This is a genomic window from Pseudomonas sp. SYWMCR5 (assembly GCF_057197165.1).
The window spans coordinates 624919-639907 of sequence record NZ_JBXUNH010000001.1; the positions used below are offsets into that span (position 1 = coordinate 624919).

The window sequence follows — 14989 nt, forward strand, 5'->3', positions numbered from 1 at the left end:
AGCCAGCACGCCATGCTGGTCGTCAAATCGAACAGAGTACTTTTGTACTCCACCCAGCTTTAACCCCTCTCCCCTCTATTCACTGCCGCGATATGGCGGCCAAGGAATCACCGTGCTCATTACCGTGCATGTTGAATGGCCAACTGGCCACGAAGACGTTGAATTTGAAATGGACAATAGCGCCACTTCGGAGGAAATCGCCGAAGCAGCAGAGTCAGCATTCTTTGACGTCTGCAACTTCGGCTACTCGATAAATGGAGAGCAAGCATGACCCGCCTCGCTCTCTGCCTCCTGCTGCTGGCCACCGGCGCCAGCGCAACCGAACTGCCGTCAGGCGTCTGGTCCTTCGAGGACAAGCCCCGCGGCGTCGTGTGCTACGTCATGAACTCGCTGGGCAACAACGCCATCAGTTGCGTGAAAGTTTGGCTGCCGCAAGTGGCCGGCAACGAGCGCCAGCTCTCCCCGCACGAAACCCAACACGAACCTACACCAGCTCTGGCGCCTGGGCGCTGGATTGATGAGAGGTATGAGCTGTGAGCACAGAAGCAATTTCGCGAGAGCAGGCGCGCGAGCTCTTCGCAAAGTCAGGCCTGACCTACAGCGTTCTCTCTCCGGAGAGCATGCGCAGCCTACGCGCCAAGATCAACGAGCGCATGGTGGCCAGCGGGGTCATGGGTGGAACGCTTCGCTGCCGCCAGCGCGCGATCGTCCGTATTCTTGATCGCTATGCCGAGATTCGCTGCAAGGCGAGCTACTTCGATAACCGCGAGGCCATTACCTTCAACAGGGATGGCTTCATCGGCTTCGCAGGCTGGGCCGATGACGAGAATGTTCAGCCTATCCTGCAGGGCTTCTCGGATTGGGTGAAGGCGGTCGCACCATGACCGACCTGATCGAAGTGAGGGTATCCAACCTTACCGGCGCTGCGCTGGACTGGGCTGTGGCGCAGGCTGAGGGCATCAGCACAATCATGCTGTCGCCCCCGAAGGAAGAGCGCCCAAAGCCCTTCGCACTGTTCGGCTCTCTGGCTCTCAGCGTTGGAGGTGAAGACCAATCGAGCTACACCCCTTCAAGCTGCTGGCACTGCTGCGGCCCGCTGATCGACAAGCACCGCGGCAGCGTCCATAGCTATCCAGGCATGGTCGGGGATGCCGCCTACAGCGGCGGCCCGGAGGGAGCGGGTATCTGGTGCTACGGCCCCACCGCCCTGATCGCGTTCTGCCGAGGATTCGTGCGCTACAAGCTGGGCGAGTTCGTCCAGGTGCCGACGGAGCTGATGCCATGACCAACTACCAGTTCTCCCTGATTCTCTCACTGCTGTTCTTCATCGCCGCCAACGGCGCCGGACCAACTGGCGCAGCGGCCGCCGGCTACCTCATCGGGATCGGCTGCGCCTTTGTCGCCCTGGTCTGGTGCTTCCTGGAGCGCAAGTCATGATCGCCCTCGCCTACATGGCCTACCTGATCTATCGGGCACCTCGTTGAATCTCCGAAAGGCGATTTGTTCGCTGGGCTGGCACGCCTGGTCGCACCAGTATGACCACGGCCTTGACCTGGCCAGGCGACACAAGAGGCCTGATCAATTCACCTTCTGCTACGTGTCTGACTGGAAGAAGGTCTGCTCCTGCTGCGGAGCGACCAGAAGCACCGATGATCGGTCGCCCCGCCTGACTGAATTAGACCCGGCCTAACCCTTCCCAACTACACAAGCCCGCCCCGCGCGGGCATGGAGAGCTATTGCAATGTTGATCCTCACACGCCGCATAGGCGAATCCATCCGCATCGGTGATGACATCACCGTCGTTGTACTCGACGTCAAAGGCAGCCAGGTCAGGCTGGGGATCGAAGCGCCGACCGGGGTGGCAGTTGACCGCCACGAAATTCGCCTTCGCAAAGAAGCAGGAAATGGCCGGGCGCCAGCCAAAGTACTCCAGCCGGTAGACGAGCCGCTCTATGCGAACCGCACTGAGGCAGAGTGGCGTCAGCTCCTTGCGGATGAAGCCGAAGAGCAAAAATCAGGTATCCAGGAGGTCAGCCATGGCGAGGCCCAGACCAGCGAGCAGTGAATTCGAGGATCTCGGCGAGCGCCTGGTTAAGTTCGGCAAAGCGCTCAAAGACCAGAAAACAAGCGTAGGCGAGTTGAATCAGCTGGCGCAGGCGTGCGGGATCACACTACGCCTGCGAGCAACCTTCGAATCCGAGGTGCGCCATGAGCCTCATAGCTGAAATGGCACTGCGGCGCGCCAGGGGCCGGATAAATTCCATTCAATCAAGGACGAGAACCATGGCACCAGCGGATAAAAAGCCTGCTGGCGCCACAAAAATAGAGATTGAGTGGGCGATTACCGGGCCCATCAACCTTTACATGTACCGACAGGGGCGCGAGTGGGCGATTGAGCTGGTTGCGGCGCTCCGAGCATCCCCTGTCGCCTTGGTGATCGAACGCTTGACCAATGCCGCGATTGGCCGTCCGGGCAGCTATGTAGCAGGCATCAAGTCTGTGGTTGCTGAGCTGAGCGACGGCGCGGAAGGTGAGAACCTGGTGAGTCAGGTTGGGAGGAAGGAATGAGCGAGGACACCGAAGTGCTGACGGTTGAAGGCCTGGCCAAGCTGCTGGGCCGAACCGAAGCATCGATCAGGGAAGGGATTCGTCGAGGCGTGCCGTGGTTGCCCAAGAGCTTCAAGATGGGCAACCGGCACTGCTGGCTGAAAGAAGATGTGCGCAAGTTTTTGCGCGAGTTCAGGGATGGGGAGCACGAGAAGGCGAAGCCGGGACGCAAGCGTAAAGATCCGCCCTCGCTCCGGGTGGCATGACCTCAGCCGAGCTTTTCGGCGAGGTCTTGCGGACTCAGGTGCGTATACCGCTTGAGCATCGCCAGGGTCTTGTGACCCGTGATACTCGCGACTTCCATCATCGTGAAGCCGCGCTCGAAGAAACGACTGGTCGCCTCATGGCGAAGGTCGTGAAGGCGTAGTCCTTCGATCCCAGCAGCCTCGCAGGCCCTTGGGAAATAGTTGCTGATCGTGTTGAGTGCAAGGCTGAAGTATCGGCCGCCACCAATCGGCGTGGGCAAGCCCTCGAGTAGGGTGATGGCCCTGGAGGACAGTGGAACAGCACGCCGCTCTCCGTTCTTCGTGTCCTCAAGATACGCTACTTTGCCTCGAACCTGGTCGCGGCGCAGAAGCAACAACTCCGACCGACGCATTGCCGTCTCCACCGCCAGCTCGATGAAAACCGGGAGCTGCGCATTCATCTGGCCCGCCGCCTTGTAGAGAGCCGTGAGCTCCGCCGGCGTCGGACGCCTATCTCGCTCTTTGCTGCCTTTCGGCATGCGGATCGCCCTACACGGGTTGGTCAGCCCCTCAATACCCCACTCTTTCGTCGCCACAGTGTAAAGGTGGCTGATCACCGCGAGGTTCAGGCGGACGGTCGCCGTCGACTTCCCGTCCTTGAGCTCGGCATCACGGTAGGCGGCCATGTCGCTGGAGCGGATGGTGGCCAGGCCCTTGGCGGCCAGCTTGTGCTCTTTCCACTTATTGATGCGGACCTGCTCCTGCTTGGCGCCCTTCTTGGTAGAAGTCACCTCAGAAAGGTAGCGATCCAGGGCCTCGGCCAGCGTGGTGCTCTCGGCCTCGCGCATGTCCACGAAGCGTGCACGCGACATGTCACCCTCGATCTCGGCGGCCCATCGCTGGGCTTCTGCCTTGGTGTCAAAGGTAGCGGAAAGGGTTGGATATCCTTTGCGGCGGATCTGGGCGCGCCAGGCGTCACCGCGCTTTTCGTAGTAGGCCATGGCGGAATGATAGCGAACGCTTGGGGGAAATACACGCTCCCCCATTCCCCCAAAATTCCCCCAAATGAAAAAGCCCCGAGGGCTTCGCAGCGCTCGGGGCCTTTAGAATGGCGGAGAGATAGGGATTTGAACCCTAGGTACTGTTGCCAGTACAACGGATTTCGAATCCGTCCCGTTCGACCACTCCGGCATCTCTCCAGTGGCGCGCATCATACCAGCGTTTTCGTTTCTGGCAAACCTTTTTCGAAAAAAATTCGCGTGGTATCAGGCGCTTGCGTGAGCGTGCGGGTTACAGCGGCACGCCCAGGCGCTTGGCGACTTCTTCGTAGGCTTCGATGACATCGCCCAGCCCCTGGCGGAAGCGGTCCTTGTCCATCTTCTTGCGGGTTTCCTTGTCCCACAGGCGGCAGCCATCAGGGCTGAACTCGTCGCCCAGGACGATCTGGCCGTGGAACACGCCGAACTCGAGCTTGAAGTCGACCAGCAGCAGGCCAGCGTCATCGAACAGCTTGCTCAGCACTTCGTTGACCTTCAGCGACAGCTTCTTCATCTCGACCAACTGCTCGGCGGTGCCCCAGCCGAACGCGACAACGTGGGATTCGTTGATGAAGGGGTCGCCCTTTTCGTCGTTCTTCAGGAACAGCTCGAAGGTCGAAGGCGTCAGCTGGATGCCTTCCTCGACGCCCAGGCGCTTGACCAGGCTGCCGGCAGCGTAGTTACGCACGACGCACTCGACCGGGATCATGTCCAGCTTCTTGACCAGGCACTCGTTGTCGCCCAGCAGCTTGTCGAACTGGGTCGGCACGCCGGCTTCTTCGAGCTTCTGCATGATGAAGGCGTTGAACTTGTTGTTGACCATACCCTTGCGGTCCAGCTGCTCGATGCGCTTGCCGTCGAACGCCGAAGTGTCGTTACGGAACAGCAGGATCAAGCGGTCGGCGTCGTCGGTCTTGTAAACCGATTTGGCCTTGCCGCGGTAGAGTTCGTCGCGTTTTTCCATGATGGGCTCCGCTTGCTTGAGTGGTTGGGCTAGGCGATTTCGCGCCAGTCGAGCCCGTGTTCCTGATTCGCCACCTGGAGCCAGTCCGGATCGCACCCCAGGGTGTCGACGAAGCACTGACGGGCCAGTTGTGGCAGGTTGTTCTTGCTGCTGAGGTGGGCCAGCACCAGGTGTTGCAGGTGCTTCCAGCCCAGCTCGGCCACCAGGTTGGCAGCCTGGTGGTTGTTCAGATGTCCCTGGCTGCCGCCAACCCGCTGCTTGAGAAAGTACGGGTAGTGCCCGCGCGCCAGCAGGTCACGGCAGTGATTGGCCTCGATCAGCAACGCGTCGAGGCCCTGGTAACGCTCCAGCAGGTACGTATCGTAGCTGCCCAGGTCGGTGAGCATGCCGAAACGCCGGCGCCCGTCACTGATCACGTATTGCAGGGGTTCGAGCGCATCGTGCTCGACCCGCGCGGCACTGACCTGCAGGCTGCCAATGTCCAGTACGTCGCCACAACCGAGAAAACCGGCGACCTCCACCGGCTTGCGCATGCCGCGCAAAGTCCCTTGACTGAGGTAGACCGGTACATTGTAGCGCCGCGACAGCAACCCGACGCCATGCACGTGGTCGGCATGTTCGTGGGTCACCAGCACGGCGCTCAGTTGTGCTGCCGATACCCCGAGCAGCGCCAGGCGCCGCTCGGTCTCGCGCAGGGAGAAGCCGCAATCGACCAGGACGAAGGTATCGTCACTGGCGATCAGCGTGCCATTTCCCTGGCTACCGCTTCCCAGTACCGCGAAGCGCACTTAGCCCAGACGGTCCTGGATCGCGCTCAGCACGCGGCGGGCCACATCGGCCGGGGCCACGGTGTTGATGTTCTTCTCGACGGTGACCTGGACCGACTCGCCCACCTTGCTCAGGCGCACCTGGTAGCGCTCGGCGCGTGCTTCACGCTCTTCCTTGCTCGGCGCGCTGCCGAACAGGCGGCTGAAGAAGCCCGGCTCGTTCTGCTTGTCCTCGGGTTTCTCGGACAGGTTGATGTAGTACAGGCCCAGGCTGCGGTTGATGTCCTCGACACGCCATTCGCCCTGCTCCAGGGCGCGGCCTACGCCAGACCAGGCGCGGTCCAGGTCCGAGCCCAGGAACAGCACCGGGTTGCCGCTGCCGTCTTCGCTCAGGCTGACCTGACTCGGGGCATCGAAATCGCGCGCCGCCAGCAGCGACACCGAACCGCCCTTCTCGGCGCTGCGGTTCATGCTGGCCAGCAGTTCGTCGACCAGCAGCGCATCGACGCCGGTGTTGCTCGACGTGCTCGGGAAGCCAGGCTCGGCGGTGCTGCCGGCCGGACGCTCGACGCTGACCACGTACACCTCGGAGGTATTGCGCTGCACGCCGGGCTCCATGCGCACACGGACGCGCACTTCGCTGTCCGGGCTGCTGGAGGTGCTGGCCAGGCGCTGGCCGAGCGAGGCAGACAGCTCATCGAAGCGCTGCCAGGTGGTGTTGAACTCACCCGTCTGCGGACGCTCTTCGGCAATGCGGAAACCATTGTCTTCAAAGTACTGGCGCGCGACCGGCCAGACTTCGGCCGGCGAGCGCTGGGCCAGCACCCAACGGTTGGCACCGCTGCGCTGCAGGGTGAAATCGCTGACGTCGGCGCTGGCCGACAGCGGCTGCGGACGCGGAACTTCGAACTCGCCAGTGGCGTTGTCGTCGGCCACGTTGCGCGGGATCGGCAGCAGCGGATCCAGGCGCTTGACGTTGGCGGCGTCCGGCGGCAGTTGCATCGGCGCAGTCGGGTGCGCCTGCAGGTAATCGCTGCCACGGTCGCGGAAATAGCCATCCTCGCCCCACAGCCAGCCGCACCCGCTGGTGCTGGAGATGATCAGGGCGAGCGCGGAAAGACCAGCCAGTCGCTTCATGCGGTGTACTTCCTCGATTAAACCAGTACGCCGGACTGGCGCAAGGCAGTACGGACTTTTTCGTGACAGCCTTCGCTCAGCCAGGTCAGCGGCAGGCGAATGCCCTTGTGCATCAGGCCCATTTCCACCAGCGCCCACTTCACAGGGATCGGGTTGGCTTCGCAGAACAGGTCTTTGTGCAGCGGCATGAGTTTTTCGTTGATCGCGCGGGCCTTCTCGGCATTGCCCTCAAGGGCGGCCTCGCACAGATCGGCCATTTCGCGCGGGGCGACGTTGGCGGTGACGGAAATATTGCCCTTGCCGCCCATCAGGATCAGCTCGACGGCCGTCGGATCGTCGCCGGACATGACGATGAAGTCCTTGTCGACGCCGTCGAGGATGGCCTTGGCACGGACTAGGTCGCCGGTGGCTTCCTTGATGCCGATGATGTTCTTGACCTTCGACAGGCGGATCACGGTCTCGGCCTGCATGTCGCAGGAAGTGCGACCGGGCACGTTGTAGAGGATCTGCGGGATGTCGACGGCTTCGGCGATGTGCTTGAAATGCTGGTACAGGCCTTCTTGCGTCGGCTTGTTGTAGTACGGCACCACCAGCAGGCAGGCGTCGGCGCCGGCATTCTTGGCGTTCTGCGTCAGGTGCACGGCTTCGGCGGTGGAGTTGGCGCCGGTGCCGGCAATCACCGGGATGCGGCGGGCGCTGCGCTTGACGCGCTCGACCACGTGCTTGATGACCAGGATGTGCTCTTCGACGTCAAGCGTGGCGGATTCGCCAGTGGTGCCGACCGCTACGATCGCGTGGGTGCCCTTTTCCAGGTGGAAGTCGACCAGTTTATCGAGGCTGTCCCAATCCAGACGCCCTTGTGCATCCATGGGTGTGACCAATGCCACCATACTGCCCGCGATCATGAAACTGCTCCTGCCGGAAAAAGAGAGCGGTAATGGTACTGGCGCCATCGACCTTGCACAAGCGAAGCTGGCGGGCGGAGCATTCCCCTCGGCGTCGCTTTTCGCTACCCTTGATTCTTTGATCGGCGCAGTGCGGCCCGCCGGGCCGTCGACAGTGCTCCACGCCAGTACTTCGTCATGCCCCACAGGGCTGCGAATAAGGGCGACAGTGAGGCTTGCTCTCGTCCTTCGCCGACCGCTCATCGCTTTAGGAATGCTGCATGTCCACCGCCCCCCGCGAACAATTCCTCGTCATCAGTGCCCTGGGCCCCAATCCCATGGAGCTTGCCAACGTCCTCAGCCGCGCCGCTTTCGAAAACCGCTGTGCGGTCGTCACCTCGCGCCTGTCGCGCCACGGCGAAACCAGCGCCCTGGTATTGCAGGTCGGTGGCAGCTGGGATGCCCTGGCCCGTCTTGAGACCACCCTGCCCGGCCTTGGCAAGAAGCATGGCCTGACCCTCGACGTGGTGCGCAGCGCCGAGCAGGAGGTTCGCCCACAGGCACTGCCCTACGTTGCCTACGTCAGCGCCGCCTATCGCCCGGACATCATCAACGAGCTGTGCCAGTTCTTCCTCGACCATCGCGTCGAGCTCGACGGGATGACCTGCGACACCTACCTCGCCCCGCAGACTGGCAGCAGCATGCTCAACGCACAGTTCACCGTGATCCTGCCGGCCGGCACCCAGATCAGCTGGCTGCGCGACCAGTTCCTGGATTTCGCCGATGCCCTGAACCTGGACGCGCTGATCGAACCCTGGCGTCCACAGAACCCTGTCTAAGGAGCTCCCATGGCCGTTGCCATCGACCAACCCGTTGCCGACTTCCAGGCCCAGGCCACCAGTGGCCAGACCATCAGCCTGTCCGCGCTCAAGGGCCAGCAGGTGGTGTTGTACTTCTACCCCAAGGACAGCACGCCGGGCTGCACCACCCAGGGCCAGGGTTTCCGTGACCAGCACGAAGCTTTCAAGGCTGCCAACACCGTGGTGCTGGGCGTCTCGCGTGATGGCCTCAAGTCCCACGAGAACTTCAAGGCCAAGCAAGGCTTCACCTTCGAGCTGATCAGCGACAAGGACGAGGCGCTGTGCCAGCTGTTCGACGTGATCAAGCTGAAGAAGCTGTATGGCAAGGAATACCTGGGCGTGGACCGCAGCACCTTCCTGATCGACAAGGACGGTGTGCTGCGCCAGGAATGGCGCGGGGTGAAGGTGCCCGGGCATGTGGATGCGGTGCTTGCGGCAGCGCAGGCCCTGAACAAGGCCTGATATCACCTTGAATTTTTTCGCGGGCAAGCCCGCTCCTACACCTGTAGGAGCGGGCTTGCCCGCGAAAAGAACACCACAGTCCTACAGTAGTGGCGCCACCGTCGGCTCCTGCCGCGGCCAAGCGTCGAGTACCGCCTTGAACAGCGTCGCCAGCGGAATGGCGAAGAAGATCCCCCAGAACCCCCACAGCCCACCGAACAGCAGCACCGCGCAGATGATTGCCACCGGGTGCAGGCTCACCGCTTCGGAGAACAGCAGCGGTACCAGCACGTTGCCATCCAACGCCTGGATGATCGCGTACACCGCCATCAGGTAGAAGAACTGATCACCCCAGCCCCACTGGAACAGCGCGATCAGGGTCACCGGCACGGTCACCACCACCGCCCCCACGTAGGGCACCACCACCGACAGCCCCACCAGCAGCGCCAGCAAGGCCGCGTAGTTGAGCCCCAGGCTGATGAAAGCGATATAGGTGGCGATGCCGCAGATCAGGATCTCGATGCCCTTGCCGCGGATGTAGTTGGCGATCTGCCGATTCATCTCGTCGCCCACGCGGGTCAGCAACCTGCGTTCACGCGGCAGGTAGCCGCTGACCCAACGGGCGATCATCTCGCGGTCCTTGAGGAAGAAGAACACGAGGATCGGCACCAGCACCAGGTAGATCATCGCATTGACCAGCAGCGGCAGGCTGGAGAGCGAGAACGTCAGCGCCCACTGGCCGAACTTGCCGATCTCGCCACGCACCGACTCGATGGCGCGCAGCACCTGCTCGTCGGAGACCAGGTGCGGATAGCGCTCCGGCAGCAGCAACAACAGCGATTGCCATTTGCCGAGCATGCCCGGCAACTCGTTGAACAGGGTGATCAACTGGTGCCACAGCAACGGCACCAGCACTACCAGGAACACGCCCAGCGCCCCCATGAACAGGGCGAACACCAACCACACCGCCATGCGCGTCGGCACCTTGAAGCGCTCCAGGGCGTTGACCAGCCCCTGCATGAGAAACGCCAGGACCATGCCCGCCAGCACCGGCGCGAGCATGCCGCCGAGCGTGAGCACCACGGTGAAGGCCAGGAACAGCAGGACCGCCAGCACCACCGCTTCCTCATCGGAAAAGTAGCGCTGCATCCAGTCGCGAAGCACTTTGAACATTGACGATCCTTGGGAAAGAAGACTCAGGCCTTGCGTAGCCAGTAGGTGTAGGTCCCTGACTCGGCCGTTTCACGAAGCAGCGTATGACCGGCAAGCTGGGCAAACGTGCGAAAGTCACGCTGCGAGCCGGCATCGGTGGCCACTACTTTGAGGACCGCGCCGCTGGCCAGGCGATTGAGCTCCATTTTCGCCTTGAGCAGCGGTAATGGGCAGTTCAGCCCGCTGGCGTCGAGCTCAGCGTCGCAGGTCGGGGTGTCGATCATCAGGAGTCTCCATGGCGGGCGCAATAAGGTGTTGCAGACGATGTCCGTAGGATACCGCCACTGGTCGGCAAGGTGCGAGCGGGCTACAGTAAGGGTTTTGATCGACGCGAGCTTCGTGCATGAATCTACTGCGCCCTACCCTGCTGACGCTGGCCTGCCTGATGGCCCTTCCTGGCCATGCCGACGACCTGCCGTCGCTGGGTGATGCCAGCTCTGCGATCGTTTCGCCGAAACAGGAGCACGACCTGGGCCGCGCCTGGCTGAGCCTGCTGCGCGGACAGGTCAACCAGCTCAACGACCCACAGCTCAAGGACTACGTCGAAACCAGCGTGTACCGGCTGGCCGAGACCAGCCAACTGCAGGACCGGCGCCTGGAATTCATCCTGATCGACAGCCGCGAGCTCAACGCCTTCGCCGCGCCCGGCGGCATCGTCGGGGTCAACGGCGGCCTGTTCCTCAACGCCCAGACCGAAGGCGAGTACGCCTCGGTGCTGGCCCACGAACTGGCGCACTTGTCGCAACGCCACTTCGCCCGCGGCGTCGAGGCCCAGCAGCGTATGCAACTGCCCATGATGGCGGCGCTGCTGGCCGGTATCGTGCTGGCTGCCGGTGGCGGCGGCGACGCCGGGATCGGCGTGATCGCCGGCACCCAGGCCGCTGCCCTGCAGGAGCAGCGGCGCTTCTCGCGGCAGAACGAGCAGGAAGCCGACCGCATCGGCATCCTCAACCTGGAAAAGGCCGGCTACGACCCACGCAACATGCCGAGCATGTTCGAGCGCCTGGCCCGCCAGTACCGCTATGACGCCAAGCCGCCGGAATTCCTCCTGACCCACCCAGTCACCGAATCGCGTATCGCCGACACCCGCAACCGCGCAGAACAGGCGCCCAAGGGCGGCGTCGAAGACAGCCTGCGCTACCAACTGATCCGCGCCCGCGTCGCCCTCACCTACGAAGGCACGCCGGGCCTCGCGGCCAAGCGCTTCCGTGCCCAGCTTGACGAAAACCCCAACCTCGACGCTGCCCGCTACGGTCTGGCCCTGGCGCAGATCAAGGGTGGCCAGCTGAACGAGGCACGGGAAAACCTCAAGCCGCTGCTGGCCAAGGCGCCCAACGACATCACCTACAACCTGGCGCAGATCGACCTGGACATCACCAACAACCGCCTGGCCGATGCCCAGCAACGCGTCACCCGCATGCAAGGGCTGTATCCGGGTAACTACCCGCTCAAGCAGGTGAGCGCCGACCTGCTGGTCAAGCAGAGCAAGCCAGCCGAAGCAGAAAAGGTGCTGGACGACCTGGTCAAGAACCGGCCGGACGACCCGGATGTCTGGTACGACGTAGCCGAGGTGCGCGGGCTGTCAGGCAACACGATTGGCCTGCACCGGGCACGGGCGGAGTACTTCACGCTGGTGGGCGATTTCGATCAGGCAATCCAGCAGTTGGACTACGCCAAGCGCCGGGCAGGAAGCAACTTCCCACTGGCTTCGCAGATCGACCAGCGCCAGCGGGAGATCATGGAGCAGCAGCGGATGGTCAAGGACATGATGCGCTGATATGGACAGGGGCCGCTGCGCGCCCCAATCGCGGGACGAGCCCGCTCCCACAGCGAGCGAGGACATCACTCACTGAGGGAGCGGCGGTCTGGCGTCAGGCGTTACCGGAGAGTTTGAGACGCGCCGCCTGGGTAAAGTCCAGCATCCGGTTCAGCGGCTTGATCGCACGCGGAATCAGCGCAGGCTCGACGAAAATCTCATTGCTGCCCTTGCGCAGGCAATCCAGCGTGCGCTCCAGCGTGTTCATCGCCATCCACGGGCAGTGCGCGCAACTGCGGCAGGCGGCGCCATTGCCGGCGGTCGGCGCTTCGACGAATACCTTGTCCGGACACAGCTGCTGCATCTTGTAGAAGATGCCGCGGTCGGTGGCGACGATGAAGGTCTTGTTGGGCAGCGTCTGCGCTGCCTTGATCAGCTGGCTGGTAGACCCCACCGCATCGGCCAGTTCGATCACCGACTCCGGCGACTCCGGGTGCACCAGGATCGCTGCATCCGGATACAGCGCCTTCATGTCGGCCAACTGGCGCGATTTGAACTCTTCGTGAACGATGCAGGCACCGTCCCACAGCAACATGTCGGCGCCGGTTTTCTTCTGGATGTAACGGCCCAGATGCTGGTCCGGGCCCCAGATGATGGTCTCGCCGTTGTCCATCAGGGTCTCGACGATCTCCAACGCGCAACTGGAGGTCACCACCCAGTCGGCACGCGCCTTTACCGCTGCCGAGGTGTTGGCATAAACCACCACGGTACGTTCCGGGTGCTGATCGCAGAACGCCGAGAACTCCTCCACCGGGCAGCCCAGGTCGAGGGAGCAGGTGGCTTCCAGGGTCGGCATCAAAATGCGCTTTTCCGGGGTGAGGATCTTCGCGGTCTCACCCATGAAACGCACACCGGCGACCACCACGGTCTCAGCCGGATGGTTCTTGCCGAAGCGGGCCATTTCGAGCGAGTCGGAAACGCAACCACCGGTTTCCTCGGCCAGGGCCTGGATCACCGGATCGCAGTAGAAGTGGGCAACCAGAACCGCATTCTGCGCCTTGAGCTCGGCAGCGATGGCCGCACGGTAATCGGCCTCCTGCGCGGGCGTCAGCGGATGGGGCTGCTTGGCGTCAAGGTGGGCTTGAACCAGGAGACGTTCGGAAATCTGGGTCATGATCGCTGGACCTGCGTGCGCGTCAGTCGAGTGTACCACCCGGCCCTGGCAGATCGGCTAACGGTGCCGGATGGCCGGCAGTGGCGGGCCATCGCGACCCCTCTGCGGGCGCGGATTATTATCGGACGGCGAAGGCTACAGGCAATCGGGGGAATGCAAAAGGTGTTTTTGCCAGGATAAGGCATTCGCGGATAAACCCGCCCCCAGAGGTACACCACCACTGCAGGAACGGGTTTACCCGCGCAGAACTCAAGGCAATCGTCAGCCCTGTGGCGACAAAGCCGCCAGGTGCATGCTCATCAGCACGGCAAACTCCTCGACAGTCATCTTCTTGCCGTTGAAGTCCACCATGCCATCGGCGTAATGCAGGCTCGACACCACGTCGTTACCCTCGACCGTGGCCATGCCGCTCTGCAGCGCCATCATGCCGAGCATTTCCCCGGCCTGGCCCGACTGCAGGGCGATGGCCTGGGCGTCGGTCTGACCGTCAAGCAGCGCCTGCAGCGTGGCGAGGTCGCCGACCATCGCCTTGGACAGCGACAGCTTGCCCTGCAGGCGGGTCACCATTTGCTTGGCGATCTGGTCTGGCGGCAGGTCGAAGGACGTCGGATTGGCGAGGTCCAGCGACAGGTTGAAGTGGCTCTGACCATTCGCCGTCTTGAACGACAGGTCTTCCAGCGCCAGCTGCGGCTTGTCGGCCAACAATTTCTGCAGGTCGCCCTGGACCTTGGCGGTCTCCTCGGGGCTCATGTTCAGCGACGGCACCGCCTCGCCACGGGCAGCAGCTTCCTGCAGCTCGGGCACCTTGGTCTGATACCACTCCAGCAGTGCCTGGGTGGCCGGCATGTTCACCGACTTCATGCTCAGCACCATTTGCCCGCTGCCTACCGCGCGACCGGCGTAGGTGATATCGGACACCTTGTACTCCAGGCGCCCGCCCAGCTTGTCCTGGCCCTCGGCGCTGTACAGGTTGTTCTGCTCCAGCCCCTTGAGCACCAGCACGTCCTGCTTCGGCCCGAGCGTGGCTTGCAGATCGGCCAGCAGCAGGTTCAGGTGGCCGACATAGATCATGTCGTGCCCGGTACTGGCCAGCTCGCCGCCGATCTTGAAACCATTGAACTGCAACTTGACCGGCGGGTGATCATCACCAACCAGGGTCATGTCCAGACGCTCGGCATTGCCGTGGATTTCCACCGCCTTGCCTTCACGATCCCCCTTGAGCACCAGTTGCATGCCGGCGAAGTCGAGGACATTGCCATCACCTTCGTCCAGCTTGACCGGCGCCAGCCGGATGTCGCTCTCGACACCACCGCCATAACCCAGGCTGACCTGGCCGACCACTGGCGACTTGTCGCCTGCGGCGGCAAACCACGATGCGGTGTTGTCATCCTTCTGCAACTGGCTGTTGCTGACCGCCATCACCGGCAGCAGCTTGAACGCCTTGACCCGCGACCAGGGGAAAGGGCCATGCTCGATGTGGTCGGTCACACCGACCTCGAAGCTCACCGGCGCACCTTCGCCGATACGCAGGTCACTGGCCTTGAGCCGGTACTGCGCATCGCTGGTGAACAGGTGCTGGTCCAGCGAGACCAGCTCGATGGTCATGGTGCCACCCGTACCGACCAGCGCCTTCTGCAACTCCGCGTTACCGCGGGCGATGGACTGCTCCAGCTCCGTCGGCAGCTGTTTGCCGGTGTACCAGGCGCCAGCAGTGGTGACGACGGCGATGGCGACGGCCAGGCCGGAAAAGATGCCTACTGATTTCTTCATGAATAGAACCGATTGCTGTCCATAGGGCTGGTGGTGGCGCGAAGCACGCGACCGGGGTGCCAAGCGTAGCACTGTCGCTTGCCTGGCGCGGTGTCCACCCGGGAGATTTTCCTGCACTTGCGACGCGTCCTACAACTGCCGACAGATGACTCCGACGGTGCCGATCGTAAAATTTTACGAACACTAAAATCTGCT

The 14989-nt window shown here is 62.7% G+C and carries 19 protein-coding genes, 1 tRNA gene and 1 pseudogene; 11 read left to right on the top strand and 10 right to left on the bottom strand.

Going from position 1 to position 14989, the window contains the following annotated elements; all coding sequences use genetic code 11:
* The first annotated feature begins 112 nt into the window (after positions 1–112).
* From AC2CGW_RS02895 to AC2CGW_RS02930, 8 genes and pseudogenes are all read left to right on the top strand, one after another.
* Entirely contained in the window at positions 113–271 is a 159-nt protein-coding gene (locus tag AC2CGW_RS02895) for a hypothetical protein (RefSeq protein WP_484573521.1), read from the top strand.
* Entirely contained in the window at positions 268–537 is a 270-nt protein-coding gene (locus AC2CGW_RS02900; RefSeq protein WP_484573522.1) for a hypothetical protein, read from the top strand. The genes AC2CGW_RS02895 and AC2CGW_RS02900 overlap by 4 nt, the downstream gene beginning before the upstream one ends.
* The gene (locus AC2CGW_RS02905) at positions 534–884 is read left to right on the top strand and encodes a hypothetical protein (RefSeq protein ID WP_484573523.1); all 351 of its coding nucleotides are present in this window, start codon (positions 534–536) and stop codon (positions 882–884) included. Before AC2CGW_RS02900 ends, AC2CGW_RS02905 begins: the two co-directional genes overlap by 4 nt.
* Positions 881–1285 (top strand): phage protein NinX family protein, encoded by a 405-nt coding sequence (locus tag AC2CGW_RS02910; protein WP_484573524.1) that lies wholly within the window; start codon positions 881–883, stop codon positions 1283–1285. The genes AC2CGW_RS02905 and AC2CGW_RS02910 overlap by 4 nt, the downstream gene beginning before the upstream one ends.
* A complete protein-coding gene (locus AC2CGW_RS02915) occupies positions 1282–1437 on the top strand; it encodes a hypothetical protein (RefSeq protein WP_484573525.1) in 156 nt (51 codons plus the stop codon). Before AC2CGW_RS02910 ends, AC2CGW_RS02915 begins: the two co-directional genes overlap by 4 nt.
* Before the next feature lie 304 nt (positions 1438–1741).
* Positions 1742–1903 (top strand): annotated as a pseudogene (gene csrA, locus AC2CGW_RS02920) (carbon storage regulator CsrA); the annotation flags it as partial.
* A gap of 380 nt (positions 1904–2283) precedes the next feature.
* Positions 2284–2568, top strand: coding sequence for a hypothetical protein (locus AC2CGW_RS02925; RefSeq protein WP_484573526.1), 285 nt, complete (start codon positions 2284–2286; stop codon positions 2566–2568).
* Complete coding sequence (locus AC2CGW_RS02930) at positions 2565–2813, top strand: helix-turn-helix transcriptional regulator (protein ID WP_484573527.1); 249 nt, start codon at positions 2565–2567, stop codon at positions 2811–2813. The genes AC2CGW_RS02925 and AC2CGW_RS02930 overlap by 4 nt, the downstream gene beginning before the upstream one ends.
* A gap of 2 nt (positions 2814–2815) precedes the next feature.
* On the opposite strand, the gene AC2CGW_RS02935 is transcribed toward AC2CGW_RS02930, so the two are convergent.
* From AC2CGW_RS02935 to dapA, 6 genes are all read right to left on the bottom strand, one after another.
* Positions 2816–3793, bottom strand: a complete 978-nt coding sequence (locus tag AC2CGW_RS02935; protein ID WP_484573528.1) for a tyrosine-type recombinase/integrase — start codon at positions 3791–3793, stop codon at positions 2816–2818.
* A gap of 108 nt (positions 3794–3901) precedes the next feature.
* A tRNA-Ser gene (locus AC2CGW_RS02940) sits at positions 3902–3991 on the bottom strand.
* Positions 3992–4082: 91 nt separating this feature from the next.
* Positions 4083–4793 carry a phosphoribosylaminoimidazolesuccinocarboxamide synthase gene (purC, locus tag AC2CGW_RS02945; protein WP_063545856.1) on the bottom strand — a complete coding sequence of 237 codons (711 nt, stop codon included), beginning with the start codon at positions 4791–4793 and terminating at the stop codon, positions 4083–4085.
* A 29-nt stretch (positions 4794–4822) separates the two neighbouring features.
* Complete coding sequence (locus AC2CGW_RS02950) at positions 4823–5581, bottom strand: MBL fold metallo-hydrolase (protein ID WP_153773364.1); 759 nt, start codon at positions 5579–5581, stop codon at positions 4823–4825.
* On the bottom strand, positions 5582–6697 hold the full coding sequence (bamC, locus tag AC2CGW_RS02955) for an outer membrane protein assembly factor BamC (RefSeq protein ID WP_065862225.1): 1116 nt from the start codon (positions 6695–6697) through the stop codon (positions 5582–5584). It lies immediately after the preceding gene.
* A gap of 17 nt (positions 6698–6714) precedes the next feature.
* Complete coding sequence (gene dapA, locus AC2CGW_RS02960) at positions 6715–7602, bottom strand: 4-hydroxy-tetrahydrodipicolinate synthase (protein WP_186718949.1); 888 nt, start codon at positions 7600–7602, stop codon at positions 6715–6717.
* A 260-nt stretch (positions 7603–7862) separates the two neighbouring features.
* Here dapA and AC2CGW_RS02965 point away from each other — a divergent pair, with 260 nt between their 5' ends.
* Together AC2CGW_RS02965 and AC2CGW_RS02970 are read left to right on the top strand one after the other, a co-directional pair.
* Positions 7863–8420, top strand: coding sequence for a glycine cleavage system transcriptional repressor (locus tag AC2CGW_RS02965; RefSeq protein WP_054890967.1), 558 nt, complete (start codon positions 7863–7865; stop codon positions 8418–8420).
* A 9-nt stretch (positions 8421–8429) separates the two neighbouring features.
* Positions 8430–8903: a peroxiredoxin gene (locus AC2CGW_RS02970; protein WP_186667148.1), complete on the top strand. Its 474-nt coding sequence runs from the start codon at positions 8430–8432 to the stop codon at positions 8901–8903.
* 81 nt (positions 8904–8984) lie between these two features.
* On the opposite strand, the gene AC2CGW_RS02975 is transcribed toward AC2CGW_RS02970, so the two are convergent.
* Both AC2CGW_RS02975 and AC2CGW_RS02980 read right to left on the bottom strand, forming a co-directional pair.
* The gene (locus AC2CGW_RS02975; RefSeq protein ID WP_186667149.1) at positions 8985–10055 is read right to left on the bottom strand and encodes an AI-2E family transporter; all 1071 of its coding nucleotides are present in this window, start codon (positions 10053–10055) and stop codon (positions 8985–8987) included.
* Between the two features lie 23 nt (positions 10056–10078).
* On the bottom strand, positions 10079–10318 hold the full coding sequence (locus AC2CGW_RS02980) for a sulfurtransferase TusA family protein (RefSeq protein ID WP_186667150.1): 240 nt from the start codon (positions 10316–10318) through the stop codon (positions 10079–10081).
* A 119-nt stretch (positions 10319–10437) separates the two neighbouring features.
* Between AC2CGW_RS02980 and AC2CGW_RS02985 the strand changes: the two genes are divergently transcribed.
* Positions 10438–11871, top strand: a complete 1434-nt coding sequence (locus AC2CGW_RS02985) for a M48 family metalloprotease (protein ID WP_186709563.1) — start codon at positions 10438–10440, stop codon at positions 11869–11871.
* Between the two features lie 94 nt (positions 11872–11965).
* Here the strand turns inward: AC2CGW_RS02985 and nadA are convergent, their stop codons facing one another.
* The gene (nadA, locus tag AC2CGW_RS02990) at positions 11966–13024 is read right to left on the bottom strand and encodes a quinolinate synthase NadA (protein WP_186667152.1); all 1059 of its coding nucleotides are present in this window, start codon (positions 13022–13024) and stop codon (positions 11966–11968) included.
* A 261-nt stretch (positions 13025–13285) separates the two neighbouring features.
* Positions 13286–14794, bottom strand: a complete 1509-nt coding sequence (locus tag AC2CGW_RS02995; RefSeq protein WP_484573529.1) for a YdgA family protein — start codon at positions 14792–14794, stop codon at positions 13286–13288.
* Positions 14795–14989: the final 195 nt, after the last annotated feature.

What these genes read in the sequence shown, in the direction of transcription:
- AC2CGW_RS02900 (WP_484573522.1), top strand. Translation starts at nt 268, where the DNA reads ATGACCCGCCTCGCTCTCTGCCTCCTGCTGCTGGCCACCGGCGCCAGC.
- AC2CGW_RS02910 (WP_484573524.1), top strand. Translation starts at nt 881, where the DNA reads ATGACCGACCTGATCGAAGTGAGGGTATCCAACCTTACCGGCGCTGCG.
- AC2CGW_RS02915 (WP_484573525.1), top strand. Translation starts at nt 1,282, where the DNA reads ATGACCAACTACCAGTTCTCCCTGATTCTCTCACTGCTGTTCTTCATC.
- AC2CGW_RS02925 (WP_484573526.1), top strand. Translation starts at nt 2,284, where the DNA reads ATGGCACCAGCGGATAAAAAGCCTGCTGGCGCCACAAAAATAGAGATT.
- AC2CGW_RS02930 (WP_484573527.1), top strand. Translation starts at nt 2,565, where the DNA reads ATGAGCGAGGACACCGAAGTGCTGACGGTTGAAGGCCTGGCCAAGCTG.
- AC2CGW_RS02935 (WP_484573528.1), bottom strand. Translation starts at nt 3,793, where the DNA reads ATGGCCTACTACGAAAAGCGCGGTGACGCCTGGCGCGCCCAGATCCGC.
- purC (WP_063545856.1), bottom strand. Translation starts at nt 4,793, where the DNA reads ATGGAAAAACGCGACGAACTCTACCGCGGCAAGGCCAAATCGGTTTAC.
- bamC (WP_065862225.1), bottom strand. Translation starts at nt 6,697, where the DNA reads ATGAAGCGACTGGCTGGTCTTTCCGCGCTCGCCCTGATCATCTCCAGC.
- dapA (WP_186718949.1), bottom strand. Translation starts at nt 7,602, where the DNA reads ATGATCGCGGGCAGTATGGTGGCATTGGTCACACCCATGGATGCACAA.
- AC2CGW_RS02965 (WP_054890967.1), top strand. Translation starts at nt 7,863, where the DNA reads ATGTCCACCGCCCCCCGCGAACAATTCCTCGTCATCAGTGCCCTGGGC.
- AC2CGW_RS02970 (WP_186667148.1), top strand. Translation starts at nt 8,430, where the DNA reads ATGGCCGTTGCCATCGACCAACCCGTTGCCGACTTCCAGGCCCAGGCC.
- AC2CGW_RS02975 (WP_186667149.1), bottom strand. Translation starts at nt 10,055, where the DNA reads ATGTTCAAAGTGCTTCGCGACTGGATGCAGCGCTACTTTTCCGATGAG.
- AC2CGW_RS02980 (WP_186667150.1), bottom strand. Translation starts at nt 10,318, where the DNA reads ATGATCGACACCCCGACCTGCGACGCTGAGCTCGACGCCAGCGGGCTG.
- AC2CGW_RS02985 (WP_186709563.1), top strand. Translation starts at nt 10,438, where the DNA reads ATGAATCTACTGCGCCCTACCCTGCTGACGCTGGCCTGCCTGATGGCC.
- nadA (WP_186667152.1), bottom strand. Translation starts at nt 13,024, where the DNA reads ATGACCCAGATTTCCGAACGTCTCCTGGTTCAAGCCCACCTTGACGCC.
- AC2CGW_RS02995 (WP_484573529.1), bottom strand. Translation starts at nt 14,794, where the DNA reads ATGAAGAAATCAGTAGGCATCTTTTCCGGCCTGGCCGTCGCCATCGCC.